The following is a 26040-nucleotide window of genomic DNA, read 5'->3' on the forward strand; positions in this document are numbered from 1 at the left end:
CTTCTTCCGTCACTGCCCCGCAGGGACTATGCGTGCGTCCTCAGCAGCGAACGCATCGTCCGCATCGCGACCGACAGGTTCGCCAGGTCGAAGTCGTCCGAGCCCCGGATCTCGTCCAGGGTCGTCCGCGCCCGGCTGATGATCGCCGCGTTCTTGTCCTCCCACGCCTTGAAGCGGTCCTCGGGAGTCGAGTTGCCGTTGCCCACCGCCAGCACGTCGGCGGTCAGCGCCGCGTGCGCCGCGAACAGGTCCTCGCGGATGGAGGCGCGGGCCATCGACTGCCAGCGGTCGGCCCGCGGCAGCTCGATGATCCGGTCCATCAGCTGGGTGATGTTCAGGCGGTCGGCGAGGTCGTAGTACACCTCGGCGACGTCCAGCGGGTTGACGCCGGTACGGTCCGAGATCGCGACGATGTCCAGCGTCGGGAAGGCCGAGGAGAACCCCGCGACCTTGGCCGCCAGCTCCTCCGGAACGCCCTCGCCGATCAGCTCGTCCATGATCGACTGGTACCACTCCAGGTCCGCACCGCGCACCAGCTTGGGCAGCTCGGCCCAGACCTCGCTCACCCGGTCGGAGAACAGCTCGATGGTCTCGGTGATCTGGAGCGGCTGCGGCCGGTTGTTCAGCAGCCAGCGGGTACCGCGCTCGACCAGGCGCCGCGAGTGCAGCCGCACCCGGGTCTGGACGTCGGCCGCGACCTTGTTGTCCAGCGACTCGACCGCGTCCCACACGTCGGCCAGGCCGAAGATCTCGCGGGCCGCGAGCTGCGCCCGGACGATCTCCTCCGTGGAGGCTCCGCTCTCCTCGCGCAGGCGGTGCAGGAAGGTCGAACCACCGGTGTTGACGGTGTCGTTGACCAGCAGCGTCGTGATGATCTCGCGGCGCAGCGCGTGCGCGTCGATCTGCTCCGGGAACTTCGCGCGCAGGGCGCCCGGGAAGTACGCGTGCAGCAGGCGGCGCAGGTACGGGTCGTCCGGCAGCTCGGTGGCGATGAGCTCGTCCGCCACCGTGATCTTGGTGTAGGCGAACAGGACGGCCAGCTCCGGCTGGGTCAGCCCCTTGCCGGCGCTCAGCAGCTCGCGGATCTGCCGGTCGGTGGGCAGGAACTCGATGCCCCGGTCCAGCCGGCCGGCCGCCTCCAGGCGGCGCATGAAGCGCTGCTGGGCGTGGAGCAGGCTGGGGGCCTGGGCGATGCCGTTGGCGAGGGCCGTGTTCTGCGCGTAGTTGTTGCGCAGCACCAGGTGGCCGACCTCGTCGGTCATCTCCGCCAGCAGCTTGTTGCGCTGCTTGACGGTCATGTCCCCGTCCGCGACGACCGCGTTCAGCAGGATCTTGATGTTCACCTCGTGGTCGGAGGTGTCCACGCCCGCGCTGTTGTCGATGGCGTCGGTGTTGACCTTGCCGCCCTCGCCGCCCGCGCCGATCCGGGCGAACTCGATCCGGCCGAGCTGGGTCAGGCCGAGGTTGCCGCCCTCGCCGATGACCTTGGCCCGGACGTCCGCGCCGTTGACGCGGATGGCGTCGTTGGCCTTGTCGCCGACGTCGGTGTGCGTCTCGGAGCTCGCCTTGACGTACGTGCCGATGCCGCCGTTCCACACCAGGTCCACGGGGGCCTGGAGGATGGTCTGCATCAGCTCGGCGGGGGTCATCTTGGTGACGCCCGGCTCGATGCCGAGGGCCGCGCGCATCTGCGCGTTGACCGGGATGGCCTTCGCCGAGCGCGGGTGGACGCCGCCGCCCGCGGAGAGCAGTTCCGCGTTGTAGTCGGCCCACGAGGAGCGCGGCAGCTCGAACAGGCGCCGGCGCTCGGCGTACGAGGTCGCCGCGTCCGGGGTCGGGTCGATGAAGATGTGCCGGTGGTCGAAGGCGGCGACCAGGCGGATGTGCTCGGAGAGCAGCATGCCGTTGCCGAACACGTCGCCGGACATGTCGCCGACGCCGACGACCGTGAAGTCCTGGGCCTGCGTGTCGTGGCCCAGCTCGCGGAAGTGCCGCTTGACGGACTCCCAGGCGCCGCGGGCGGTGATGCCCATGCCCTTGTGGTCGTAGCCGGCCGAGCCGCCCGAGGCGAACGCGTCGCCCAGCCAGAAGCCGTACGACTCGGCTACGCCGTTGGCGATGTCGGAGAAGGTCGCGGTGCCCTTGTCGGCGGCGACGACGAGGTAGGTGTCGTCCTCGTCGTGGCGGACCACGCCGTTCGGCGGCACGACCTCGCCGCCGACCATGTTGTCGGTGATGTCGAGCAGCGCCGAGATGAAGATCTTGTACGAGGCGATGCCCTCGGCGAGCCAGGCGTCGCGGTCCACCGACGGGTCCGGCAGGTTCTTGGCGACGAAGCCGCCCTTGGCGCCGACCGGCACGATGACGGTGTTCTTGACCATCTGCGCCTTGACCAGGCCGAGGATCTCCGTACGGAAGTCCTCCCGGCGGTCGGACCAGCGCAGGCCGCCTCGGGCGACCTTGCCGAAGCGCAGGTGGACGCCCTCGACGCGCGGGGAGTACACCCAGATCTCGTACGCCGGGCGCGGCGCCGGCAGCTCCGGGATGGCCTGCGGGTCGAACTTCATCGACACGTAGGAGTGCTGCTCGCCCGCTTCGTTGAGCTGGAAGAAGTTGGTGCGCAGCGTCGCGTTGATGAGGGTGAGGAAGGACCGCAGGATCCGGTCCTCGTCGAGCGAGGCGACCTGGTCCAGGGCCCCGGCCAGCTCCTCCAGCATGGCGTCGATGAGCTCGGTGCCGGCGGACTGGCGGCCGGGCGACATCCGGGCCTCGAAGAGCGAGACCAGCAGCCGGGTGGTGTGGACGTTGTTGCGGAGGGTGTCCTCCATGTAGTCCTGGCTGAAGTTCACGCCGGCCTGGCGCAGGTACTTCGCGTACGCGCGCAGCACCACGGCCTGGCGCCAGGTGAGCCCGGCGGACAGCACCAGGGTGTTGAAGTTGTCGTTCTCGGCGTCGCCCTGCCAGACCGCGGCGAAGGCGTCCTGGAAGCGCTCGCGGGCATCGTCCCCGAGGTGGGCGTCGCCGTTGCCGGCGGGAAGCGGCATCCGCAGGCCGAAGTCGTAGATCCACGCGTTGGTGCGGTCGCTGCAGCGCAGCTCGTACGGGCGCTCGTCGGTGACCTCGACGCCCAGGCGCTGGAGCACGGGCAGGACCGCGGACAGCGAGACCTGCTCACCCGTGCGGTAGATCTTGAACCGGCGCTCGCCGGGGCCGGCGCCGACCGGCTCGTACAGCGAGAGCGCGAACTCCCGGTCGCTGGCGGAGAGCCGCTCCAGGTGGCAGAGGTCGGCCACGGCCGCGCGCGGCTTGTGGTCGGCCTTGTAGCCCTCGGTGAAGGAGGTGCCGTACTTGCGCAGCAGCTCGGCGGCGCGCTCCTCGCCCACCTCGGCGACCAGGGCGTCGGCGAAGCCGTCGGCCCAGGAGCGGGCGGCCTCGACGAGACGGGCCTCGATGCGCTCGACGTCGCCGTCCGTCAGGACGGGCAGTTCCTTGCCCTGCGGGACGCGGACGACGAAGTGGATGCGGGCCAGGATCGACTCGGTGTTCCAGGCGGTGAAGTCGACGCTGCTGCCGTCGAGCTCCTCCTGGAGGATCGCGATCAGACGCAGCCGCACGCCGGTGGTGTAGCGGTCGCGCGGCAGGTAGACGAGCGCCGAGTAGTAGCGCCCGTACTCGTCCTGGCGCAGGTACAGCCGCAGCCGGCGGCGCTCCTGGAGGTACAGGACGGAGGTGGCGATCTCGCGGAGCTTGTCGACCGGGGTCTGGAACAGCTCGTCGCGCGGGTAGGTCTCCAGGATCTGGAGCAGGTCGCGGCCGTCGTGGCTGTTCGGCGAGAAGCCGGCGCCGTCGAGGACCTCGGCGACCTTGCGGCGGATGACCGGGACGCGGCGGACCGACTCGGTGTACGCGGCGGAGGAGAACAGGCCGAGGAAGCGGCGCTCGCCGACGACGTTGCCCTCGGCGTCGAACTTCTTGACGCCGACGTAGTCGAGGTACGAGGGGCGGTGCACGGTGGCGCGGCTGTTGGCCTTGGTCAGCACCAGCAGGCGGTGCTCGCGGGCCTTGGCGCGGGCGTCGGCGGGCAGCCGGTTGAAGGACGGCGAGACGGGGTGGTCGTCCTCCTGGCCGCTGTGGTGCGGGTCGGAGCGCAGGATGCCGAGGCCGGTGCCGGGCACGGCGGCCAGGGCGTCGCCGTCGACGAGGTTGTACTCGCGGTAGCCGAGGAAGGTGAAGTGGTCGTCGGCGAGCCAGCGCAGCAGCTCGCGGGCCTCTTCGAGCTCGTACTCGCGCAGGTCGGTGGCGGTCGGCTCGTCGGAGAGGTCGTCGGCGATGCGCAGCGCGGCGTCGCGCATCTTCTCCCAGTCCTCGACGGACTCTCGGACGTCGGACAGGACGCGGCGCAGGTCGTCGGTGATCTGCTTGAGGTCGGCGCGGTCGGTCTCGCGGTCGGTCTCGACGTGGATCCAGGACTCGACGAGGGAGTCGTGGGGGCGCGCGGTCTTGGGGCCGTGCGCGTCGCAGTCGGGACCGAGGATCTCGATCAGCTTGCCGGTGACGTCACGGCGGACGACGACCTGCGGGTGGATCACGACGTGGATGCCGCGGTTCTGCCGGGACAGCTCGTTCGTCACGGAGTCCACGAGGAACGGCATGTCGTCGGTGACGACCTCGACGACCGAGTGGCTGGAGGTCCACCCGTTCTCCTCGACCGTCGGGGTGTGCACGCGTACGTTCGCGGTGCCCTGCGGCCGGTTCTCGGCGAGCCGGTAGTGCGAGAGAGCCGCCCCGAACACGTCGACCGGGTCCCGGTCCAGGAGGTCCTCCGGGGCGGTGTGCAGGTAGTAGCGCTGGAGGTAGGCGAGAGTGGTGTCCCGGTCGGGACGCTCCCCCTGCTCGGACCCAGTCGGAAGTAGCCCCCCGGCCGGGCTGTGCTCAGCTACCCGGGCCGCCCGCGCGAGCAGCTCGGCCTTTGCTTCGTCCAGCTTGGTCTGCATGTCCTCTGGCTCCTGTCGCGCGCCATTGCGTGACGTAGGTGAAGGAAGGAATGGCATGGCGCCGCGACGCGGGGTGACCGCTGGGGATCGGCGCTGTGCCGTGGTGAGAGCCGACCGGGAGGGAACTGGCCATGATCGGCTGGGGCTCCCGGCAGCAGGGATCAGCGAAGGCCCGGGCACGGTCGTGCGCCGGGCGCAGGCCGGAGGCTGCGACGCCTCCGATGACTATCGCGCTGATCACGGGTACCAGGCTATCTCGCCGGACCCCCTGTCCGTCACGCGCTGGATCTGTACAAAAGCAGGTCTCGAACTTTGACGATGTGCGCAGTGACGGGGGCATATTCTGGGCGTACTTATTCGGCCAGACGGCGAGCAGCGGATACGGCCTCTGCCAGCGTGTCGACGACCTCGACCCCTGCCGATTCCAGACTGCGCCGGCTGTGCGAACCACCCGTGTAGAGGACGGCCCGCGCGCCGATGTGCCGGGCTGCCAGGGCATCGTCCACGGCGTCCCCCACGAGGACCGTACGGGCGGCGGTCACACCCGCCTGCTCCAGGGCGGCCATATGGCGTACGAGATGTCCTGCCTTGCTGGTGTGTGAGGGCCCGATCCGGCCGTCGACGCGCAGGAAGTGGCGGTCGATGCCGTGTGCCTGCACGAGGGGTACGAGCTTCTCGTGGGGCGCGAGGGAGAGCAGGGACTGCGTGCGCCCGCCCGCCTGCCAGTCGCGCAGCAGCTCGCGGGCCCCGTCGGTGAGCCCGGCGGCGTCGGCCGCGGCCCAGTAGTGGCGGTGGAAGGTCGCGTCCATGACCTCCCACTCGGCGTCGGTGGGCAGCCGGCCCATCAGCCGCTCGTAGAACTTCGGCACCGGTACGACGTACAGGTCGCGGTAGCGCTGCAGCGTGATCGGCGCGAAGCCGAACTCGGCGAAGGAAGCGTTGGTGGCGGCGATGACGGCGTCGATGTCGTGCAGGAGCGTGCCGTTCCAGTCCCAGACTATGTGGAGCGGGACGACGGGGGTGGCCGGAGTGCTCACTTCAGCAGCCCCGGGATCTCCTGGACGCCGAACCACAGCAGCTCGTGGTCCTCGGCGCCGTCCACGGTGAACTGTGCGTCGTCGTCCCCGGCGTCGGCGGCCTCCAGGGCGACGGCGGCGGCCGTCACGTCGCCCAGGGCGTCATCGGCGTCCACGTGCACGGCGGCGGCCACGGAGAGCCGTACGGCCGCGGCGAGGGTCACCTGGCCCAGGGTGGCCTCGTCGACCCCGGGGGTCGCGGCGGCGGCCTTGTCGTCCACGTCGACGGCTACGACGACGCGCTTGCGCGGGGCGCCCCCGTCCGCGGCGAGCATCCGCAGGGAGGCGGCGGCGGCCCGGCCGAGGGCCGCGTACTCCAGCTCCTCCAGGTCGTCCGACACGCACCACTCGCGCAGCCCGGGCGTGACGGCGTACGCCCGCAGCGGGGCGGGGCCCAGCTCACCCGCCTTGTGCGCCTCGGCGAGCCCGGGGAGGGTCAGGGGGACGTACACGCGCATGGCCGGCTGCTTTCGGTAGTCGGAAACGCCCTCAGGATACGACTTGACGGGGCTGCGCCGGGTGACGGCGGCGGTCCCCCTTCGGACTCCCGCCCGCCGACCGGAATCCGTCCACGGCGCGCCCCTGCGCGCCGCGGGACCGGCCGGGGGCCACGCGGGCGCCCACCCGGATAGGTGAAGACGCGCCCGCCCCTCCCGCCCCCGGAAGCTGCTTGCGGAGGGTATCCGCGGACCGTAGAAGTCCCCTACCAAGTTACCGCCCGGTATCGCTCCGGGCCCGGACTTCTCGGGGACGACCGCCATGACCAGGAACACCACCCGGCCCCCCGGCCGCCACGACCAGCGCCGCCCCCACTCCGCCCGCACCCCGCGCGGCCCCCACGACTGGTTCGCGGAGCGGCTGCTGGCGGTGGTCAGCGGCCAGCGCCCCGTCCACTCGCTGCTGGGCCACACCATCGGCCCGGCGTACGACCAGCTGGTCACCCTGGCCCCCGCCGCCCCTCTGCGCGACCGGCTCCGCCCGGTCCTGCGCCAGTGCGGCCGCTGCCACCCCGGCCCGGGCGTGATCGAGGCCTTCGCCCGCATCGCGACGGGCGACCGCGTCACGGCGATGGCCTTCCGCCTGGAACAGGGCCCGGACCTCCGCTGGCGCTGCGCGGCCATCGAAATGAGCCCCCTCGCGTGAGCGCGAAACGCCGCCGGGCCGGACACCATGCTTGGTGTCCGGCCCGGCGAGGGTGCCCGTACGGGCGGGGGTTACTTCTTGCGGCGGCGGCCGCCCGCGGCCTTCTGGGCCTTGCGGCGCTCGGCACGCGTCATGCCGTCGCCCGCCTCGTCGGCGTCGAAGTCACCCTCGACGACCCCGCCCTCCCCGTCCACCGTCGGGGCCGAGAAGTGCAGCCGGTCCGGCCGCTGCGGGGCGTCCAGGCCCTTGGCCCGGATCTCCGGACGCGCGCCGGCCGGCTCCTTGGTCAGCGAAGGCGCCGCGTCCTGCACCGGAACCTCCTCGACCTGCTGCTCGACCTGGACCTCCAGGTTGAACAGGTAGCCGACGGACTCCTCCTTGATGCCCTCCATCATGGCGTTGAACATGTCGAAGCCCTCGCGCTGGTACTCGACCAGCGGGTCCTTCTGGGCCATCGCCCGCAGGCCGATGCCCTCCTGCAGGTAGTCCATCTCGTACAGGTGCTCGCGCCACTTGCGGTCCAGGACCGACAGGACCACGCGCCGCTCCAGCTCGCGCATGATGTCGGAGCCCAGCGCCTTCTCGCGCTCCTCGTACTGCTCGTGGATGTCCTCCTTGACGGACTCCGCGATGAACTCGGCGGTGATGCCCGCGCGGTCGCCCGCCGCGTCCTCCAGCTCGGCGACGGTGACCTTGATCGGGTAGAGCTGCTTGAAGGCGCCCCACAGCCGGTCCAGGTCCCACTCCTCCGCGAAGCCCTCGACCGTCTCGGCCGCGATGTACGCGTCGATCGTGTCGTCCATGAAGAAGCGCACCTGCTCGTGCAGGTCCTCGCCCTCCAGGACGCGGCGGCGCTCGCCGTAGATGACCTCGCGCTGGCTGTTGAGGACCTCGTCGTACTTCAGGACGTTCTTTCGCGTCTCGAAGTTCTGGGTCTCGACCTGCGACTGGGCCGACGCGATCGCGCGCGTCACCATCTTGTTCTCGATCGGCACGTCGTCCGGCACGTTCGCCATCGACATGACGCGCTCCACCATCTGCGCCTTGAACAGGCGCATCAGGTCGTCGCCCAGCGACAGGTAGAACCGGGACTCGCCCGGGTCGCCCTGACGGCCGGAGCGGCCGCGCAGCTGGTTGTCGATACGGCGCGACTCGTGCCGCTCGGTGCCCAGCACGTACAGCCCGCCGAGCGCCTTGACCTCTTCGAACTCGGCCTTCACGGCCGCCTCGGCGCGCTTGAGGGCGGCGGGCAGCGCGTGCGCCCACTCCTCGATGTGCTCCTCGGGGTCGAGGCCCTGCTGGCGCAGCTCCGCCTCGGCGAGGTCGTCCGGGTTGCCGCCGAGCTTGATGTCGGTACCGCGGCCGGCCATGTTCGTGGCGACCGTGACGGCGCCGCGGCGGCCGGCCTGGGCGACGATCGAGGCCTCGCGCTCGTGCTGCTTCGCGTTGAGCACCTCGTGCGGGACGCCCCGCTTGGAGAGCTGCTGCGAGAGGTACTCGGACTTCTCGACCGAGGTGGTGCCGACGAGGATCGGCTGGCCCTTCTCGTGCTTCTCCGCGATGTCGTCGACGACGGCGGCGAACTTCGCGACCTCGGTCCGGTAGATCAGGTCCGGCTGGTCCTTGCGGACCATGTCGCGGTTGGTCGGGATCGGGACGACGCCCAGCTTGTAGATCTGGTGGAACTCGGCGGCCTCGGTCATGGCCGTACCGGTCATGCCCGACAGCTTGGAGTAGAGGCGGAAGAAGTTCTGGAGGGTGATCGTCGCGAGGGTCTGGTTCTCGTCCTTGATGTCCACCCCTTCCTTCGCCTCGATCGCCTGGTGCATGCCCTCGTTGTAGCGGCGGCCGGCGAGGATACGGCCGGTGTGCTCGTCGACGATCATGACTTCGCCGTCGATGACGACGTAGTCCTTGTCCTTCTTGAACAGTTCCTTCGCCTTGATGGCGTTGTTCAGGTAGCCGACGAGCGGGGTGTTCACCGACTCGTAGAGGTTCTCGATGCCGAGCCAGTCCTCGACCTTGGCGACACCGGCCTCGTGGATGGCGACGGTGCGCTTCTTCTCGTCGACCTCGTAGTCGCCGGTCTCCTCGATGCCCTTGAGGGGCTCGCCGGGCTCGCCCTTCTTCAGGCGGGTGACCAGCTTCGCGAAGTCGGCGTACCACTTCGTGGCCTGGTCGGCCGGGCCGGAGATGATCAGCGGGGTACGGGCCTCGTCGACGAGGATCGAGTCGACCTCGTCGACCACGGCGAAGTTGTGGCCGCGCTGGACGAGCTCGTCCTGCGACCACGCCATGTTGTCGCGCAGGTAGTCGAAGCCGAACTCGTTGTTCGTGCCGTACGTGATGTCGTTGCCGTACTGCTCCCGGCGCTGGGCCGGGGACATGTTCGCCAGGATGCAGCCGACCTCGAGACCGAGGAACTTGTGCACCCGGCCCATCATCTCGGAGTCGCGCTCGGCGAGGTAGTCGTTCACCGTGATCAGGTGGACGCCCTTGCCGGACAGAGCGTTCAGGTACGCGGGGAGCGTGCCGACGAGGGTCTTGCCCTCACCGGTCTTCATCTCGGCGACGTAGCCGAGGTGCAGCGCGGCACCGCCCATGATCTGGACGTCGTAGTGCCGCTGGCCGAGGACGCGCTTGGCGGCCTCGCGGACGGTCGCGAACGCCTCGGGCAGCAGGTCGTCCAGGCTCTCGCCGTCCTGGTAGCGCTGCTTGTACTCGTCCGTGAGCGCCCGCAACTCGGCGTCGGAGAGGTTGACGAAGTCCTCTTCGATGGAGTTGACCTGGTCCGCGATGCGGTGCAGTTTGCGCAGGATCTTGCCTTCGCCTGCACGCATGAGCTTGTTGAAGACGGACACCGAGGTTTGTCTCCTTGCCGGTCGGGCCTGGCACTGGTTCGTACACGGGCACGGAGGGTGGGCCCCACCGCAACGGCCATCGTAAGCGAGGACGCGGCCGCGCCGGGAGGCCCGCCGTATCCCGCAGGGCACGGGCGCCCTCAATGAGAACGTACGAGGTACCTGGAAGGTGCCGGGGTCCTCGACACGTCTTGCCCGAAAACTGCTCGCCCGACCCGCCCCGGCCGCGCAGAATCCGTACATGGAGCCCACGACACTGAACACGGCCCGACTGCATTTGCGCCCCTTCGTCCCGGCCGACGAGGAGGAGGTGTACACCGCGGTGCAGGACCCGGAGATCCAGCGCTGGACGATGGTCCCCTCCCCCTACTCGCGCGAGCACGCGCGCGGCTTCGTCCTGGAGACCGTCCCGGCCGGCTGGCGCGAGGACACGGCGTACAGCTTCGCCGTCCGCCTCGGGGCGGACGGTCCGCTGGTCGCGGCCGTCGGCGTGCACGTGCGCGGGCAGGGCTCGTACGAGATCGGCTACTGGGCGGCGAAGGAGCACCGGGGCCGCGGCTACATGGCAGAGGCCGTCGCCGCCGTCTGTCGCTGGGCCTTCACCGAGGTGGGCGCCGTACGGCTGGAATGGCGCGCGGAGGTCGGCAACGCGGGCTCCCGGGCCGTCGCGGAGAAGACCGGCTTCCGCTTCGAGGGCGTACTGCGGGCCGCGGTGCTCCGGGGCGGCACCGCGCGGGACTCCTGGGTCGGCGCCCTGCTGCCCGCGGACCTCGGCCTGACCCCCTCACTTCCGTACCTGCCCGCTGTCAGTGGCAGGTCCTAGGCTGCGGCCATGACCCTCGCAGCCTCCGTGTCCCTGTCCGCCGACGACGCGCGCCGGATCGCCCTGCGCGCGCAGGGCTTCCTCGGGGCGCCCGACCGCCGGGGCGGGGTGCGGGGCGTCCTGCGCCACCTGGGCGCCGTCCAGCTGGACACGATCTCCGTGCTGGCCCGCTCGCACGAGCTGATCCCGTACGCGCGCCTGGGCGCGGTGGGCCGGCCGGCGGTGGAGAAGGCGTACTGGTCCGACCGGCACGCCTTCGAGTACTGGTCGCACGCGGCCTGCATCCTGCCGATCGAGGAGTGGCCGCACTTCGCGTTCCGGCGCCGGATCAAGCGCGCCCACGGCTACCGCTGGCACAAGATGAAGGACAAGGAGGCCTCCTGCCGGCTGGTCCTGGACCGGCTGCGGGCCGAGGGCCCCCTGACCTCGACGGAGCTGGGCGGCGCGAAGAACGGCGGCCCGTGGTGGGACTGGTCCGAGACCAAGATCGCGGTGGAGTGGCTGCTGGACGCCGGTGACGTGGTCGTCACCGAGCGCCGCGGCTGGAAGCGGGTCTACGACCTGCCCGAGCGGGCGGTCCCGGACGCACTGCTCCACGACGACCTGGACGACCGCGAGTGCCTGCGCCGCCTGGTGGCGCTGGCCGGACAGAGCCTGGGTGTCGGCACCCGCGCCGACATCGCGGACTACCACCGGCTCAAGGGCGAGCAGGTCGACTCGGTGATCGCGGACTCGGGGCTGGTCCCCGTCGCGGTCGAGGGCTGGTCCAAGCCGGCCTGGGCCGATCCGGCCGCGCTGGCGACGACCCCCCGCGGCCGCCACCGCACCACCCTGCTCTCCCCGTTCGACTCGCTCGTCTGGGACCGGCCGCGCACGGAGCGGATCTTCGACTTCACGCACCGGCTGGAGGCGTACGTCCCCAAGCCCAAGCGGATCCACGGGTACTTCGCGATGCCGCTGCTGGCGGGCGGACGGCTCCAGGGCCGGGTCGACCCGGCCCGCGAGGGCTCCACGCTGGTGGCCCGGCAGCTCTCCCTGACCACCCCCAAGGCGGCCCGCCCGATGGCCGAGGCGCTGCGCGAGGCGGCGCAGTGGGTGGGCTGCGACGCCGTCCGCGTCGAGCGCGCGGCCACTGCCGAGCAGGCGGCAGCGGTCACGGCGGAACTGGCCGCGCTCTGAGCACCGCAAACGCAACCGCCCTCGGCCGGCCTCAGCGGATTTCGAGGATCTTCTCCCGCATCGCGTAGACCACGGCCTCCATCCTGGAATGCAGCTGGAGCTTCTCCAGGATGTTGCGGACGTGGTTCTTCACGGTGTTCTCGGAGATGAACAACTGCTTCGCGATGTCGCGGTTGTTCATGCCGGTCGCCACGAGCTTGAGCACTTCCAGCTCGCGGTCCGTCAGCCTCGGCGCCGGCACCAGCCGCCGCTCGTCCGTCCGCTGGATCATCGACTTGAACTCGGTCAGGAGTTTCGACGCCATCGACGGGCTGATCTGCGACTGCCCGTCGGCCACCGCGCGGATCGCCGTCGCCACCTCGTCGGTCGAGATCTCCTTCAGGAGGTACCCGGTGGCGCCCGCCTTGATCGCGTCGTAGAGGTCCGCCTCCTCGTCGCTGATCGTCAACATGATGATCTTCGCGGAGGGGGCCACCTCCTTGATCGAGGTGCACGCCTCGATCCCGCCGCGCCGGGGCATCCGCACGTCCATGAGCACGATGTCCGGCAGCAGGTCCGCCGCCTTGTCCACCGCCTCCGCGCCGTCCCCCGCCTCACCGACGACCTGGATGTCCTCCTCCTGCGCGAGGACGATCTCCAGCCCGCGCCGGAACAGGGCGTGGTCGTCGACGACGAGCACCCGGATCGGCTCGCCGCCGTCATCACTGCGCACCGGCCCGAAGCTGTCCGCCATCGTTCCTCCCCCTGCATGTACCGAGCTGCCGGGTCAACCGGACGGGAACTCCCGCCGGTTGACTGCCCGCCATGATTCCATGCCCGCGCCACCCGGCGGGGAGCCAGCCACGGCCACCTGGCGTATACGAGTCATACAGAGGCCCCCGGGGACGCCTCGGCATCCCCGGGGGCACTTCACCGAAAATCAGGACGCGGCATCAGCCGCCGAGCGCCCCGCCCGCACCGGCACCGGGCTCGGCCGAGCTGGAGGCCTCGTCGGAGTTGAGGTGGATCACGCCGTAGTCATAGCCGTGGCGCCGGTAGACGACGCTCGGCATCTTGGTGTCGGAGTCGACGAACAGATAGAAGTCGTGACCGACCAGTTCCATCTCGTACAGCGCCTGGTCGAGCGGCATGGGTGCCGCGGAGTGCGTCTTCTCGCGGACGATGAGCGGGCCTTCGCCCTGTACTTCCAGCGATCCGATCCGGGTGGTGGGGATCGCGTCCCCCGGCTCCTCCGTGACCGGCTGGCCGCTGCCGTTGAGCCGGGCCACGCCGGGAACCACGTCGGCGACCTCGGCCGCCGAGAGCCGGCCGTTGCCACGGCGCGTGTAGCGCTTGTCGTGCTGCTTGCGCAGCTGCGCCTCCAGCTTCTCCTGTGCCAGGTCGAGCGCCGCGTACGCGTCGGTGGCGGCGGCTTCGGCGCGGACCACGGGGCCCCGCGAACGCAGGGTGATCTCCACGCGGTCGGAACGGTCGGCCTGGCGCGGGTTGTGCTCCTTGGACACCTCGACGTCCAAGCTGATCACCTTGGCGTCGAGCTTCTGGATCCGCTCGGGATTCAGCTTCTCGGCCACGTGCTTGCGGAACCGCTCGGGCACCTCGGTCTTGCGGCCCTTGACGACGATGTCCACGCAGAACTCCGTTCCCGGATAGCTCCGCCTCATGGGGCGAAGCGTCTCCCTTTCGCACCAGGCCCCGGTGAACACCGGAGCCACGGACTTGGCGACATTCACCTCCCGATCCGGTGCGTGTGGCCAGGACTCGCCAGTTCCTTACAACCGAACATATCCCTCCATGCCGGTTGTCGGCACCCGCTACCGGACCGTACCTCCGTTCAGGTGGCTGTTCTCTCTTACTACCTGCAACGATGCGCCTTCCCCGAGAGTTCCAAATCTATTCACAAGAGCGTTGCTCTGTACGGGTTGTCGACCGATTTCTTACGAAGGATCCTGCCGGTGCGGCGACGACGGCCGCCCCCGCCACCGGTCCGATCGACGCCGCCCGCAGCGCCCGGGCAGCCTCCGCGAGCGTGGCCCCCGTGGTGATCAAGTCGTCCACCAGCACGATCCGTGCTGCGGCCGGAAACCGCGCCCCGGCCCCGCGGCACACCCCCAGCGCCCCCGTGAGGTTCTCCCGCCGCTCCCGGGCCCCCAGGCCCGCCTGATCGGCCACCGGCCGGACATGGCGCAGCACGGACGCCACCCGCGCGCGTACACCGGCCCGCCGCAGCCGCGCCGCGGCCGCCAGGGCGGTCCTGCGCGCCGGATCGTGCCCGCGCGCCCGCACCTGCCGCCGCGCCGAGGGCGCGGGTACGAGGACCAGCTCCTCCCCCGCCGCCGCGGCGGCCGCACCCACGCCGACGGCCCCTTCGACGGCCCTGGCGGCGGCCGCCGCCAGGGCGGCGCCGAGCGGCCCGGCCAGCGGCAGCGCCCCGCGCTCCTTGTGCGCCAGTACGACCTCCCGTACGGCGCCCTCGTACACCGCGGCCGCGTACACCACGGGCAGCCCCGCGGGCCGCGGAGACGGCCTCACACGGCCCGCAGCGGCACCGCTCAGCGCCTGCGCGCAGCCGGCGCACAGCAGCACCCGGGCAGCCCCGCAGCCGCCGCAGTCGGCCGGCAGGACCAGCCCGGCGAGCTCCTGCCACCACCCCCGCATCCGCCCACTGTGCCGGGCCGGCCGCCCACCGCGCCACCCCTGTGGACAACGTACGACCGGCCGCGAAAGCGAGGGCGAAAGGGCAGGTCAGCCGGGGTAGACCGGGGCCCGGCCGCCCGGCGCCACCGTGCGCCACTGCGCCCCCGGCGGCAGCCACACGATCCCGTCCTCGTCCGAGTGCGCGACCACCGGCTTCTTCTCGTCCTCCGTCGCCGCGACCGCGTCCAGCCCCGTCGCCCCCGGCAGGCTCGCCGCGACCATCGACCCGTCGGCCAGCATGTACCGGGCCTGTACGACCCCGCCGTTCTCGCGGCCCACCACCAGCAGCCGGCCGCGCGGCGCCCAGCTCAGCGCCGTCACGCTCGCCATCTGCGGGGCCGCCGGACGCAGCTCGCGCACCGACACCGCCACCGCGTCGGTCTTGCCCTCGGGCCGCTCGATCCGCCCGATGTACAGGTTCTTGCTGTTCCCGGACTGCACCAGCAGCGCGATCCGCACCCCGTCCGGCGACGCCTTCAGCGCGGTGATCCGCCCGCCGTCGAGTCCGGACACATCGATCTTCTGCGGGACCCCGGTCCCGCCCGGCACCCGGTAAAGCGCCGGATTCTGCGGATCCTGGTCCGCGATCCACAGGTCGCCCGCCGCGTCCCAGCTCGGCGTGCCCAGCCCGTTCGGCTTGGCGCCCTTGCCGGTCAGCACCGGCTGCGGCATGGGCCCGGCCGTCGTCAGGTTCACCAGGTACAGCCCGTGCCCGTCCTCGGAGACCACCGCCGCGCGCTTCTCGTCGTACGAGACGGCCGCGGAGCCGACCTTGAACCCGGGGTTCCCGGCGCTGGGGGACAGCGGCCCCGGCACCTGCTCGGGCCGGTACTGCTGGTCCTCACCGGTGACGTCGAGCTTCATCCGGACGAACCGGCTCTCGGCGTCGACGTAGTACTGGTACTCCGGGCTCGGCGGCCGGTGGGCGATCGTCGCCGCGGCCGCCTCGGTCACCGAGCACAGCGAGGACCGGTCCGAGCGCAGCAGCTCGACCCGCGCCATCCGAGAGGACGTCAGATCCTGCACGGTGTACATGAGTTGCGCGGCCATCTTCTCGCACTGCGGCTGCGCGACGTTGTCGACCTTGTCGTTGAGCGGCACCTTCAGCACGTTCTGCCCGTCGTACGCGAGGGACTTGGTGCCCTCCCGCAGTTCGGTGCCGGTCGGGAAGCTCGAAGTGACCACGGGCCCCAGCCACTTGGACGGACCGGCCAGCAGCGACTGCACGGTCTGCGTGGTGGGGTCCATCCGCGAGTCGGGATCGCTGCGCTGGCGCACGTACACCGGGTCGGCGACGAGGCTGCCGCCCGCGAAGTAGTACTTGTTGACCGGCATGTAGATGCGCTGGAAGTCGGACTCGCTGAGCACGAGGCCGCTCGGCGGCGTCGCGATCCGCCACTGCTTGTTCTCCTGGACCAGCTGGAGGTAGTCCTCGTAGCGCCGGCCGGAGGGCTCCGGCTGGTACGCGCTGCGCTCGTCCACCGTCGCGAGCTTCTTGCCGGTCATCTTCCAGCGGGGGCCCGGGGCGTCCTTCTCGTTGCCCACGGAGAACCGGTCGATGCCCGCGGAGAGCACGGTGACGGCGGAACCGGGCTTCCAGTTCTTCGCCGCCTCCTCGGTGAGGTACTTGCGGGCGGTCTGCAGTTGCGGGTCGTCGCTGGTCATGGCCTCGAGGAAGCCGTCGACGATGTCGGCGGGACCGGCCTTGTCGGCCGGCGGCACCCCGAACACCCGCACCTGCGAGTCGACGCCCTGCGAGGCCTTCACCTCGCGGATCTCGCCGTGGTCGGGCATGGAGGCGCAGCCCGCCAGCAGCAGCCCGGCCGCGCCGAAGGCGTACGCCCGCACCGCCCGCCACCGGCGGCGGCCGTCCCTGCGCACCCGTGCGGGCTCAGCGTCCACCTGCGCCATCCTCCTGTGCTGCTGCTGCCTGCTCGGCGCCGGCCTCGGTGTCCGCACCGGTGTCGACGTCCGTGTCGACGTCCGTGTCGGCAGCGCGCTCCGCCGCCGCCCGGTCCGCCGCCGCCTGATCGGGATCGGCCGGACGGGCCACGACGCGGGCCCCGCTGCCCGGCAGGGCCGTCGGGTCCGCGGGCACCGGCAGCGCACCGGCCACCGCCGACCGCGGCGGTATCGGCGACCGGTCGCCCCGGCCCGGGCCCTGCTGCGCCTTCGGGGACGCCTGCGCGCCCGCCGCGTCGGCCGCGGCCCTGGCCCGGTTGGACCGGGAGTCCTCCGGCTCCAGCGGGATCGGGGATCCGCGCAGCGGCTCGTCGGCGGTCCGCGGCAGGGTCAGCCGGAACTGCGAACCGCCGCCCGGCTCGCCCCACGCCTGGAGCCAGCCGCCGTGCAGCCGCGCGTCCTCGACCGCGATGGACAGGCCCAGGCCCGTCCCACCCGTCGTACGCGCCCGCGCCGGATCGGCCCGCCAGAAGCGGTTGAAGACGCGGGTGGCCTCGCCGGGCTTGAGCCCGACCCCGTAGTCCCGTACGGCCACCGCGACGGCCCCGCCCGCCGAAGCGAGCCGGACCACCACATCGCGCCCCTCGCCGTGCTCCACGGCGTTGACGACGAGGTTGCGCAGCACCCGCTCCACGCGCCGGGAGTCGGCCTCGGCTATGACGGGCTGGGTGTCGCCCAGCACCCGGATCCGGGTGCCCTTGTGCTCGGCGAGCGGCTCGGCGCCGTCGATGACCCGGCGTACCACGTCCCGCAGATCGATCGGCTCCGCCTCCAGGGCCGCGGCCCCCGCGTCGAACCGGCTGATCTCCAGCAGGTCCGCGAGCAGCGACTCGAAGCGGTCGAGCTGCCCGGCGAGCAGCTCGGCGGAGCGGGCGGTGATCGGGTCGAAGTCGACCCGGGCGTCGTGGATGACATCGGCTGCCATCCGTACGGTCGTCAGCGGCGTGCGCAGCTCGTGCGAGACGTCGGAGACGAACCTGCGCTGCATCCGCGACAGGTCCTCCAGCTGCTGGATCTTGAGCTGGAGGTTCTGCGCCATCTTGTTGAAGGCCTCGCCCAGACGGGCGATGTCGTCCTCGCCGGTGACCTTCATCCGCTCCTGGAGCCGCCCGGCCGAGAGCCGCTCGGCGATCCCGGCGGCCATCCGCACGGGCGTCACGACCTGCCGTACGACGAGCCAGGCGATCGCACCGAGCAGCACGACCACGAACACGCCCGCAGTGGCGATGGTGACCTTGATGAGGTTGAGGGACTCCTCCTCCTGCGTGAGCGGGAAGAGGTAGTACAGGTCGTACGGGTCCCCGTTGATGTCGGTGAGCCGCTTGCCCACGACCAGCGCGGGCTCGGGCGCCTTGTCCCCGGACCCGGCGGTGTACCGGATCTGAGAGAAGGTCTTGAAGGTCCCGGTCGCGTGGTTGACGTCCCGGCGCAGCGCCGCGGGAACGCTCGCCGTCGGGTCCACGTTCCCGGAGGCCCGGGCGCCCTTGACGCCCGAGACGAACGGCCCGCTCGGCTGCCCGCCGGGCTGCCCGCCCGCATCGGGGCCGGCGCCGAGCGCGACCACCTCGAAGGCGGTCTGGCCGCCACTGGCGAGCTGCTTGACCAGCGAGTTCATCCACGTACTGGCGTCCCGGCCGACCTTGTTGTCGGTGGCATCGGGCCCGTCCACCGCCGAAGGCGTGTTGGCCTTCTCCTGCGCGACGGCGAACCCGCCCGCGGCCTGGCTCTGCGCGGCCTCCTCCTTGGCGTCGAGAAGCCCCTTGCTGACCTGGGCGATCACCACGAACCCGAGCGCGAGGACCACGGCCAGCGACATCAGCAGCGTCGCGGCGACCACCCGCAGCTGGATGTTGCGACGCCACAGCCGGACAGCCGGAAGCAGCGGGCGCCGTACGAGACGTACGAACAACCGCAGCACAGGGCCGCCCGGCGCTCCGTCAGCCATCTGACGGAGCTGCCGGCCTCCCCGCAGGACTCCTCGGCGGGAGCCGCTGTGGGGCTTGCCGGGCGGCACGTCAGCTCGGTCCGGCCTTGTAGCCGACACCGCGCACCGTCACGACGATCTCGGGGCGCTCCGGGTCCTTCTCCACCTTGGAGCGCAGCCGCTGCACATGCACGTTGACCAGGCGGGTGTCCGCCGCGTGCCGGTAGCCCCAGACCTGCTCCAGCAGCACCTCACGGGTGAACACCTGCCAGGGCTTGCGCGCGAGGGCGACCAGCAGGTCGAACTCGAGCGGGGTCAGGGCGATCGAGACGCCGTCGCGCTTGACCGAGTGCCCGGCCACGTCGATGACCAGGTCACCGATGGCCAGCTGCTCGGGCGCGGGCTCCTCCGACCGGCGCAGGCGGGCCCGGATGCGGGCCACCAGCTCCTTCGGCTTGAACGGCTTGACGATGTAGTCGTCGGCCCCGGACTCCAGGCCCACGACCACGTCCACCGTGTCGCTCTTCGCGGTGAGCATCACGATCGGCACGCCCGATTCGGCCCGGATCAGCCTGCAGACCTCTATGCCGTCCCGTCCGGGCAGCATCAGGTCGAGCAGCACGAGATCCGGCTTCGCCTCGCGGAAGGCAGCCAATGCCTTGTCGCCGTCCGCTACGAACGACGGCTCAAAACCTTCTCCACGCAGCACAATGCCGAGCATCTCGGCCAGCGCGGTGTCGTCGTCGACGACAAGGACTCGTCCCTTCATGCTTGACATCATCCCATTAGCTAATCGTTACCTGGCGGTGAGCTGTCCCACAGCCAAAAGGGCTGGAATTCGCCCCTCAGACCTGCGTGGAGATCAGGGCGACCAGTCTGCCCCGGATCCGGGCGACAATTGAAGGCGCGGGCCGCCGAAGATCCGGGGGGACGGCCGGTCCGCTCAACGTTCCCACGTGGCACGATGGCAGCCGACCAGCGCCCCCCGCCCCGCAGTGCACGTGAAGGAGCGACGATGAACGACTCTCCGGGCTGGGCCGTGCCCGGACCCTCCCCGTCCGACGGCGAGCGACCGGGCGCACCCGACGGCCAAGGCGGCACCGAGGGCGCCCAGCCGCCCGCGCAGCAGCCGCCCGCCGGCGGGCCGAAGTGGTCCGCCGAGCAGCCGCCGCCCGGCGAGTGGTCGAGCCCCGGCACCCCCCAGGCACCGCAGAGCCCGCAGCCGCCGCGCCAGCAGCCGCAGCCGGGCGCGGGCTGGGGATCGTACGCGGGCCCCCAGAGCGGCCAGGGGGGCGGCCAGTACGCCTACCCCGGCGGCCCCGGCCAGTGGGGCAAGCCCCCCGCCGCCAAGCCCGGAGTGATCCCGCTGCGTCCCCTGGACCTGGGCGAGATCCTCGACGGCGCCGTCGCCACCATGCGCAGCCACTGGCGCTCGGTCCTGCCGATCACCCTCGTCGTCGCGACCGTCGTCCAGGTCATCAGCGTGCTCGTGCAGAAGTACACGCTCTCCGACCTGCCCGCCCCCTCCAACGACGAACCGAACCTGAGCGAGCTCGTCAACACCCTCGGCAGCAGCATGCTCGCCCTGGTCGCGAACGGGTTCATCCAGCTCATCGGCACCATCGTGGCCACCGCCATGCTCACGATGATCTTCAGCCGCGCCGTGCTCGGCCACAGCTCCACGATCGCCGCCGCCTGGCGCGAGGCCCGCCCCCAGCTGCTCCGCCTGCTCGGGCTGACCCTCCTGCTCGGGATCGGCGGCGCCCTCCTCGTCGGCGTGCTGATCCTGCCCGGCATCGCCCTGCGCAGCCTCGGCCTCGGCCTCCTCGGCGGCTTCGCCGCCCTCCCGCTCCTCCTCTGGCTCGGGATCAAGTTCAGCCTGGCCTCGCCCGCGCTGATGCTGGAAAAGAGCAGCGTGGCCACCTCGCTGCGCCGCTCCTCAAGGCTCGTCCAGGGCGCGTGGTGGCGCATCTTCGGCATCACCGCCCTGACGGGCGTCATCACCACCATCGTCTCGGTCGTCATCGTCTTGCCGCTGAGCGCCCTCGGGCTCGCCATCGGCCTCGCCGACGGCGGAGTGTCGGGCCTGGAGAACGGCACCGCCACCACCGGCTGGGCCGCGCTCGCGCTCTCGGCCGTCGGCGCGATCATCGCGCAGACCGTCACCATGCCGATCCAGTCGGGCGTCACCGTCCTCCTGTACGTCGACCAGCGCATCCGCCGCGAGGCCCTCGACCTGGAGCTCGCCCGGGCGGCGGGCCTGGAGAACTACGGCTCGGACCCGGCCGCACCGCCGACCGGAGGCTGATGCACCGATGATGAGTACGGGGGGCCTCATCACACGCTCCGCGGCGCTCCTGCCGGCCGCGGAGAAACCACCGGTGGCGACACCGCGCGACCCCGCCCGCGAGGCGGCCGAACGCGAACTGTCGAAGCCGCTGTACCACCAGGACGACCCGGGCCTGCTCCAGCGCGCCCTGGACCGGTTCTGGGAGTGGGTCGGCAACCTCTTCGACCACGCCTCGGGCGCCACCCCCGGCGGCACCCTGGGCCTGCTCGCGATCGCCGCCCTGGTCATCCTCGCCGTCGCCGCCCTGTGGTGGAGGCTCGGCTCCCCCCGCCGGACCGCCACCACCGCGGCCGGGGTCTTCGACGGCGCCCTGCGCAGCGCCGCCGACCACCGCACCGCCGCCGACGCGCACGCCGCCGCCGGCCGCTGGACCGAAGCCGTCCAGGAGCGCATGCGGGCCGTCGTCCGCTCCCTGGAGGAGCGCACCGTGCTCGACCCCTGCCCCGGCCGCACCGCCGACGAGGCGGCCGCCGAAGCCGCCGTCTCCCTCCCGGACCACGCCGAAGCCCTCCGCACCGCGGCCCGCACCTTCGACGACGTCACGTACGGCGCCCGCCCCGCCACCGCCGAGATGTACGCCCACCTGCGCACCCTGGACCTCACCCTGACCCACGCGAAGCCCCTCCTGACGGGCCCCCGGTCATGAGCGCCCCCACCCCGGCGCCGCCGGGCCCCCCGGCCACCAGCACGCCCCGTACGACCCCCCGCGCCGCATGGCGGCGGGGACGGGGCTTCCTGATCTGCCTCGGGATCCTGCTCGTCGCCGCCGTCACGCTCGCCACCCTCGCCTCCGGCAGCCGGCACGGCCGGCTCGACCCCCGCTCCGCCGACCCCGACGGCAGCCGGGCCATATCCGAGCTGCTCCAGGCCCGCGGAGTCACCACCCGCGTCGTCACCACCGCCCGCGAGGCCGCCGCCGCGGCCGGCCCCGGCACCACCCTCCTGGTCACCGACCCCGACCGGCTCGGCGAGACCCAGCGCCGCGCCATCCGCTCCGCCATCGACCTCTCCGGCGGCCGCACCGTCCTGCTCGCCCCCGGCAGCCTCAGCCTCCCCGACCTGGCCCCCGCCGCCCGCACCAAGGGCACCGCCTTCGACCAGAACCTCGACCCCGGCTGCCCCCTGCCCGCCGCCGTCTCCGCCGGCCGCGCCACCACCGGCGGAGACCACCGCTACACCACCGACGGAGCCACCGCCGCGGCCTGCTACCCCAGCGGCGGCAACCCCACCCTCCTCGTCCTGCCCACCGGCACCAAGGGCGGCGACACCGTCCTCCTCGGCTCCGAGACGATCCTCCTCAACAAGAAGCTCGCCTCCGAGGGCAACGCCTCCCTCGCCCTCCAACTCCTCGGCTCCCGCCCCGACCTCGTCTGGTACCTGCCCTCCCTCGCCGAGGTCCAGGACGAGGACCCCGCCCAGGAGCAGAGCTTCCTCGACCTCCTCCCCCGCGGCTGGAGCTGGACCCTCCTCCAGCTCTTCGCCGCCGCCGTCCTCGCCGCCCTCTGGCGCGCCCGCCGGCTCGGCCCCCTCGTCACCGAGCAACTGCCCGTCGCCATCCGCGCCTCCGAGACCACCGAGGGCCGCGCCCGCCTCTACCGCAAGTCCGGCGCCCGCGACCGCGCCGCCACCGTGCTGCGCGCCGCCGCCCGCGAACGCCTGGCCGCCCTGGTCGGCGTACCGCCCGCCCAGGCCCACGACCCCGCGACCCTGCTCCCCGCCGTGTCCGCCCGCCTGACGGAGAGCCACCAGGACCTGACCGGCCTCCTCTTCGGCACCACACCCACCACCGACGCGGCGCTCGTCGCGCTCACCGACCACCTCGACGCCCTCGAAAGAGAGGTCCGCACCTCATGACGGCCACCACGGACAGCGCCCGCTCCTCCCTGGAAGCGATCCGCACCGAGATCGGAAAGGCCGTCGTCGGCCAGGACTCGGCCGTCACCGGTCTCGTCGTCGCCCTCCTGTGCCGCGGCCACGTCCTCCTCGAAGGCGTACCCGGCGTCGCCAAGACCCTCCTCGTACGGGCCCTCGCCGCCTCCCTCGAACTCGACACCAAGCGCGTCCAGTTCACCCCGGACCTGATGCCCAGCGATGTCACCGGCTCGCTCGTCTACGACGCCCGCACCGCCGAGTTCTCCTTCCAGAACGGCCCGGTCTTCACCAACCTCCTCCTCGCGGACGAGATCAACCGGACCCCGCCCAAGACCCAGTCCTCCCTCCTCGAAGCCATGGAGGAGCGCCAGGTCACCGTCGACGGCACCCCGCGCAAGCTGCCAGAGCCGTTCCTCGTGGCCGCCACCATGAACCCCGTCGAGTACGAGGGCACGTACCCGCTCCCCGAGGCCCAGCTCGACCGCTTCCTCCTCAAGCTCACCGTGCCCCTCCCCTCCCGCGAGGACGAGATCGGCGTCCTGACCCGGCACGCCGCCGGCTTCAACCCCCGCGACCTCCACGCCGCGGGCCTGCGCCCCGTCGCCGGCCCGGCCGAGCTCGAAGCCGCCCGCGAGGCCGTCGCCAAGGTGTCCGTCTCCCCGGAGATCGCCGGGTACGTCGTCGACGTCTGCCGCGCCACCCGCGAATCCCCGTCCCTCACCCTCGGCGTCTCCCCGCGCGGCGCGACCGCCCTGCTGGCCACCGCCCGAGCCTGGGCCTGGCTCACCGGCCGCGACTACGTCACCCCCGACGACGTCAAGGCCCTCGCCCTGCCTACCCTGCGCCACCGCGTCCAGCTCCGCCCGGAGGCCGAGATGGAAGGGGTCACGGCCGACGCCGTCATCACCGCGATCCTGTCCCACGTCCCCGTCCCGCGCTGATGGCCCTCACCGGACGCGCCGCCCTGCTGGCGGCCCTCGGCAGCCTCCCCGTCGGCATCCTCGAACCGAGCTGGACGGGGATGCTCGCCGTCAACGGCACCCTCGCCCTGGCCTGCGCCGTCGACTACGCCCTCGCGGCCCCGGTCCGCGGACTCACCCTCACCCGCTCGGGCGACACCTCCGTCCGCCTCGGCGAGCCCGCCGAGGTCCACCTCACCGTCACCAACCCGGGCACCCGCCCGCTGCGCGCCCGCGTCCGCGACGCCTGGCCCCCCAGCAGCTGGCTCCCGGGCACCGAGACCGACGCCTCCCGCCACACCCTGGCGATCCCGGCCGGCGAACGCCGCCGGATCACCACCCGGCTGCTCCCCACCCGCCGCGGGGACCGGCGGGCCGACCGCGTGACGATCCGCTCGTACGGGCCGCTCGGCCTGCTCGCCCGCCAGGGCACCCACACCGTCCCCTGGACAGTCCGGGTCCTGCCGCCCTTCACCAGCCGCAAGCACCTCCCCTCGCGCCTGGCCCGCCTGCGCGAACTGGACGGCCGTACGAGCGTCCTGACCCGCGGCGAGGGCACCGAGTTCGACAGCCTCCGCGACTACGTCCCCGGCGACGACACCCGCTCCATCGACTGGCGGGCCACCGCCCGCCAGAACAAGGTCGCCGTCCGCACCTGGCGCCCGGAACGCGACCGGCACATCCTGATCTGCCTGGACACCGGCCGTACCTCGGCGGGCCGCGTCGGCGACGCCCCCCGCCTGGACTCGGCCATGGACGCGGCCCTGCTGCTGGCCGCGCTCGCCTCCCGCGCCGGCGACCGCGTCGACCTGCTGGCCCACGACCGCCGCACCCGCGCCCAGGTCCAGGGCCGCTCGGCCGGCGACGTCCTCCCCGCCTTCGTCAACGCCATGGCCACGCTGGAACCGGAGCTCGTCGAAACCGACGCCCGAACGCTGGTCTCCACCATCCTCCGCAACGCCCCGCGCCGGTCCCTGGTGGTCCTTCTGACGAGCCTGGACGCCGCCCCGACAGAGGAAGGCCTGCTCCCGCTCCTCCCTCGCCTCACGCAGCGCCACACGGTCCTGCTGGCCTCGGTGGCGGACCCCCGCGTCGAGGAGATGACACGGTCCCGCGGCACGCTCGACGCGGTCTACGAGGCCGCGGCAGGCACCCAGTCCCAGGCCACCCGCCGCCGCACGGCGGACCAGCTGTCCCGCCACGGAGTCCACGTGGTCGACGCCACCCCGACCACCCTGGCCCCCGCCCTCGCCGACGCCTACCTGTCCCTGAAGGCCGCGGGCCGCCTGTAGCCGTCCGGCCCTCGGGGCTCAGCCGGTCTTGGCGTACCCGAGGGCCTCGATGATCAGACCGTCGCGTACCCGCATCACGTTGACGCAGCGGACGTACTCCTTCTCGCCCGGTCCGAACACCAGCTTCCAGCGGATCACCGACAGCTCTTGCGCACAGACGACGTCCTCGACCTCGAAGTCGTTGGCCGGGTCTGTGGCGAAGTCGCTCCAGAAGCGGATACACTCCTCGGCCCCTTCCACCCGGGTTCCGCCAGGAGCCGGCGAGAGCCCTTCCATGACACAGTCCGCGCCGACCAGGGCGGCGAGCCCGGAGGGGTCCCGCTGCTGGAAGACCTGGTTGAAGCGCTCGATGACCTCGGCAGTGGACGGCGTGGAACCAGACATGACGTGCCTCCTCGTGAGTGGTGATGCACTGATCGTCCGCCGCCCCCCTCCCACCGGACAATTCCCGCCAGGGTATGAGCGGGGCATGGCGACGCTGCCGCGGGCCGCCTGTAGGGCTGTCCGACTGGCTACGCTGGTCGGGCACCCGCCAGGAGGACCACCATGGCCGACCTCACCCCCGAGCAGATATGCACGACTTCGCGGAGCAGCTCGCGGAGCTGGCCGAGCACCAGGAATTCCGGTGGAAGGTACAGACCACCGACGGTCAGATCTTCCTCACGATGACGAGCCCCACGGCTCCCCACGGGGGTCCCCTACGCCTTCGGGGACACCGTCACCGCCGGCCGCCGGCCGCTCGACACCAGCAGCCTCAAGAGCTACCCGGCCGACTGGTAAGGAATGCGTGGCGGGACTGCATCCACGCCGAACGGGCCGTAAACGCAGAAAAGCCCCGTACCGGATACCCGGTACGGGGCTTTCTACAATGATTGTTCGGCGGCGTCCTACTCTCCCACAGGGTCCCCCCT

General features: G+C 71.9%; 19 protein-coding genes. 8 read left to right on the forward strand and 11 right to left on the reverse strand.

Annotated elements, in window-relative coordinates:
• Positions 1–26: 26 nt before the first annotated feature.
• The 3 genes from ACIQU4_RS29790 to ACIQU4_RS29800 form a co-directional block, all read right to left on the reverse strand.
• Positions 27–4994, reverse strand: coding sequence for an NAD-glutamate dehydrogenase (locus tag ACIQU4_RS29790; RefSeq protein WP_403737059.1), 4968 nt, complete (start codon positions 4992–4994; stop codon positions 27–29).
• 353 nt (positions 4995–5347) lie between these two features.
• A complete protein-coding gene (locus tag ACIQU4_RS29795; RefSeq protein ID WP_403737062.1) occupies positions 5348–6031 on the reverse strand; it encodes an HAD family hydrolase in 684 nt (227 codons plus the stop codon).
• Positions 6028–6528 carry a DUF6912 family protein gene (locus ACIQU4_RS29800; protein ID WP_403737065.1) on the reverse strand — a complete coding sequence of 167 codons (501 nt, stop codon included), beginning with the start codon at positions 6526–6528 and terminating at the stop codon, positions 6028–6030. Before ACIQU4_RS29800 ends, ACIQU4_RS29795 begins: the two co-directional genes overlap by 4 nt.
• A gap of 301 nt (positions 6529–6829) precedes the next feature.
• On the opposite strand from ACIQU4_RS29800, the gene ACIQU4_RS29805 reads away from it, so the two are divergent.
• Complete coding sequence (locus ACIQU4_RS29805) at positions 6830–7213, forward strand: Rv3235 family protein (RefSeq protein WP_403737068.1); 384 nt, start codon at positions 6830–6832, stop codon at positions 7211–7213.
• 71 nt (positions 7214–7284) lie between these two features.
• Here ACIQU4_RS29805 and secA read toward each other — a convergent pair whose 3' ends face one another.
• Positions 7285–10074, reverse strand: a complete 2790-nt coding sequence (gene secA, locus ACIQU4_RS29810; RefSeq protein ID WP_403737072.1) for a preprotein translocase subunit SecA — start codon at positions 10072–10074, stop codon at positions 7285–7287.
• A 241-nt stretch (positions 10075–10315) separates the two neighbouring features.
• Between secA and ACIQU4_RS29815 the strand changes: the two genes are divergently transcribed.
• On the forward strand, positions 10316–10897 hold the full coding sequence (locus ACIQU4_RS29815; protein ID WP_403737074.1) for a GNAT family N-acetyltransferase: 582 nt from the start codon (positions 10316–10318) through the stop codon (positions 10895–10897).
• A gap of 9 nt (positions 10898–10906) precedes the next feature.
• Positions 10907–12076: a winged helix-turn-helix domain-containing protein gene (locus ACIQU4_RS29820; protein WP_403737077.1), complete on the forward strand. Its 1170-nt coding sequence runs from the start codon at positions 10907–10909 to the stop codon at positions 12074–12076.
• A gap of 31 nt (positions 12077–12107) precedes the next feature.
• On the opposite strand, the gene ACIQU4_RS29825 is transcribed toward ACIQU4_RS29820, so the two are convergent.
• From ACIQU4_RS29825 to mtrA, 6 genes are all read right to left on the reverse strand, one after another.
• Positions 12108–12809 (reverse strand): response regulator, encoded by a 702-nt coding sequence (locus ACIQU4_RS29825; protein ID WP_403737080.1) that lies wholly within the window; start codon positions 12807–12809, stop codon positions 12108–12110.
• A gap of 199 nt (positions 12810–13008) precedes the next feature.
• Positions 13009–13704 (reverse strand): ribosome hibernation-promoting factor, HPF/YfiA family, encoded by a 696-nt coding sequence (gene hpf / locus ACIQU4_RS29830; protein ID WP_403737133.1) that lies wholly within the window; start codon positions 13702–13704, stop codon positions 13009–13011.
• A 262-nt stretch (positions 13705–13966) separates the two neighbouring features.
• On the reverse strand, positions 13967–14731 hold the full coding sequence (locus ACIQU4_RS29835) for a ComF family protein (RefSeq protein WP_403737083.1): 765 nt from the start codon (positions 14729–14731) through the stop codon (positions 13967–13969).
• Positions 14732–14818: 87 nt separating this feature from the next.
• Positions 14819–16672: an LpqB family beta-propeller domain-containing protein gene (locus ACIQU4_RS29840; protein WP_403737085.1), complete on the reverse strand. Its 1854-nt coding sequence runs from the start codon at positions 16670–16672 to the stop codon at positions 14819–14821.
• Positions 16662–18677, reverse strand: a complete 2016-nt coding sequence (mtrB, locus tag ACIQU4_RS29845; RefSeq protein ID WP_403737088.1) for an MtrAB system histidine kinase MtrB — start codon at positions 18675–18677, stop codon at positions 16662–16664. The genes ACIQU4_RS29840 and mtrB overlap by 11 nt, the downstream gene beginning before the upstream one ends.
• Positions 18678–18747: 70 nt before the next feature.
• Positions 18748–19437 (reverse strand): two-component system response regulator MtrA, encoded by a 690-nt coding sequence (gene mtrA / locus ACIQU4_RS29850; protein ID WP_352217961.1) that lies wholly within the window; start codon positions 19435–19437, stop codon positions 18748–18750.
• 234 nt (positions 19438–19671) lie between these two features.
• Here mtrA and ACIQU4_RS29855 point away from each other — a divergent pair, with 234 nt between their 5' ends.
• Genes ACIQU4_RS29855 through ACIQU4_RS29875 form a run of 5 tightly spaced genes read left to right on the forward strand, consistent with a single transcriptional unit; the run spans position 19672 to position 25129 of the window.
• Positions 19672–20964, forward strand: a complete 1293-nt coding sequence (locus ACIQU4_RS29855) for a hypothetical protein (protein WP_403737092.1) — start codon at positions 19672–19674, stop codon at positions 20962–20964.
• A gap of 7 nt (positions 20965–20971) precedes the next feature.
• Positions 20972–21652 (forward strand): DUF4129 domain-containing protein, encoded by a 681-nt coding sequence (locus ACIQU4_RS29860; RefSeq protein WP_403737095.1) that lies wholly within the window; start codon positions 20972–20974, stop codon positions 21650–21652.
• Positions 21649–22860: a DUF4350 domain-containing protein gene (locus ACIQU4_RS29865; RefSeq protein WP_403737098.1), complete on the forward strand. Its 1212-nt coding sequence runs from the start codon at positions 21649–21651 to the stop codon at positions 22858–22860. Before ACIQU4_RS29860 ends, ACIQU4_RS29865 begins: the two co-directional genes overlap by 4 nt.
• A complete protein-coding gene (locus ACIQU4_RS29870; RefSeq protein WP_384712146.1) occupies positions 22857–23819 on the forward strand; it encodes an AAA family ATPase in 963 nt (320 codons plus the stop codon). Before ACIQU4_RS29865 ends, ACIQU4_RS29870 begins: the two co-directional genes overlap by 4 nt.
• On the forward strand, positions 23819–25129 hold the full coding sequence (locus ACIQU4_RS29875; RefSeq protein WP_403737102.1) for a DUF58 domain-containing protein: 1311 nt from the start codon (positions 23819–23821) through the stop codon (positions 25127–25129). The genes ACIQU4_RS29870 and ACIQU4_RS29875 overlap by 1 nt, the downstream gene beginning before the upstream one ends.
• A gap of 18 nt (positions 25130–25147) precedes the next feature.
• Here the strand turns inward: ACIQU4_RS29875 and ACIQU4_RS29880 are convergent, their stop codons facing one another.
• Positions 25148–25513 carry a nuclear transport factor 2 family protein gene (locus tag ACIQU4_RS29880; RefSeq protein WP_403737105.1) on the reverse strand — a complete coding sequence of 122 codons (366 nt, stop codon included), beginning with the start codon at positions 25511–25513 and terminating at the stop codon, positions 25148–25150.
• Positions 25514–26040 lie beyond the last annotated feature (527 nt).

It is taken from the genome of Streptomyces sp. NPDC090741 (assembly GCF_044769045.1).
Lineage (GTDB): Bacteria > Actinomycetota > Actinomycetes > Streptomycetales > Streptomycetaceae > Streptomyces.

Excerpts from the sequence above, each read along its gene's own strand:
- mtrA (WP_352217961.1), bottom strand. The coding sequence starts at position 19,437 with ATGATGTCAAGCATGAAGGGACGAGTCCTTGTCGTCGACGACGACACC.
- ACIQU4_RS29805 (WP_403737068.1), top strand. The coding sequence starts at position 6,830 with ATGACCAGGAACACCACCCGGCCCCCCGGCCGCCACGACCAGCGCCGC.
- ACIQU4_RS29870 (WP_384712146.1), top strand. The coding sequence starts at position 22,857 with ATGACGGCCACCACGGACAGCGCCCGCTCCTCCCTGGAAGCGATCCGC.
- ACIQU4_RS29865 (WP_403737098.1), top strand. The coding sequence starts at position 21,649 with ATGAGCGCCCCCACCCCGGCGCCGCCGGGCCCCCCGGCCACCAGCACG.
- ACIQU4_RS29855 (WP_403737092.1), top strand. The coding sequence starts at position 19,672 with ATGAACGACTCTCCGGGCTGGGCCGTGCCCGGACCCTCCCCGTCCGAC.
- ACIQU4_RS29835 (WP_403737083.1), bottom strand. The coding sequence starts at position 14,731 with ATGCGGGGGTGGTGGCAGGAGCTCGCCGGGCTGGTCCTGCCGGCCGAC.
- mtrB (WP_403737088.1), bottom strand. The coding sequence starts at position 18,677 with ATGGCTGACGGAGCGCCGGGCGGCCCTGTGCTGCGGTTGTTCGTACGT.
- ACIQU4_RS29800 (WP_403737065.1), bottom strand. The coding sequence starts at position 6,528 with ATGCGCGTGTACGTCCCCCTGACCCTCCCCGGGCTCGCCGAGGCGCAC.
- ACIQU4_RS29820 (WP_403737077.1), top strand. The coding sequence starts at position 10,907 with ATGACCCTCGCAGCCTCCGTGTCCCTGTCCGCCGACGACGCGCGCCGG.
- ACIQU4_RS29880 (WP_403737105.1), bottom strand. The coding sequence starts at position 25,513 with ATGTCTGGTTCCACGCCGTCCACTGCCGAGGTCATCGAGCGCTTCAAC.
- ACIQU4_RS29815 (WP_403737074.1), top strand. The coding sequence starts at position 10,316 with ATGGAGCCCACGACACTGAACACGGCCCGACTGCATTTGCGCCCCTTC.
- ACIQU4_RS29860 (WP_403737095.1), top strand. The coding sequence starts at position 20,972 with ATGATGAGTACGGGGGGCCTCATCACACGCTCCGCGGCGCTCCTGCCG.
- ACIQU4_RS29825 (WP_403737080.1), bottom strand. The coding sequence starts at position 12,809 with ATGGCGGACAGCTTCGGGCCGGTGCGCAGTGATGACGGCGGCGAGCCG.
- ACIQU4_RS29875 (WP_403737102.1), top strand. The coding sequence starts at position 23,819 with ATGGCCCTCACCGGACGCGCCGCCCTGCTGGCGGCCCTCGGCAGCCTC.
- ACIQU4_RS29790 (WP_403737059.1), bottom strand. The coding sequence starts at position 4,994 with ATGCAGACCAAGCTGGACGAAGCAAAGGCCGAGCTGCTCGCGCGGGCG.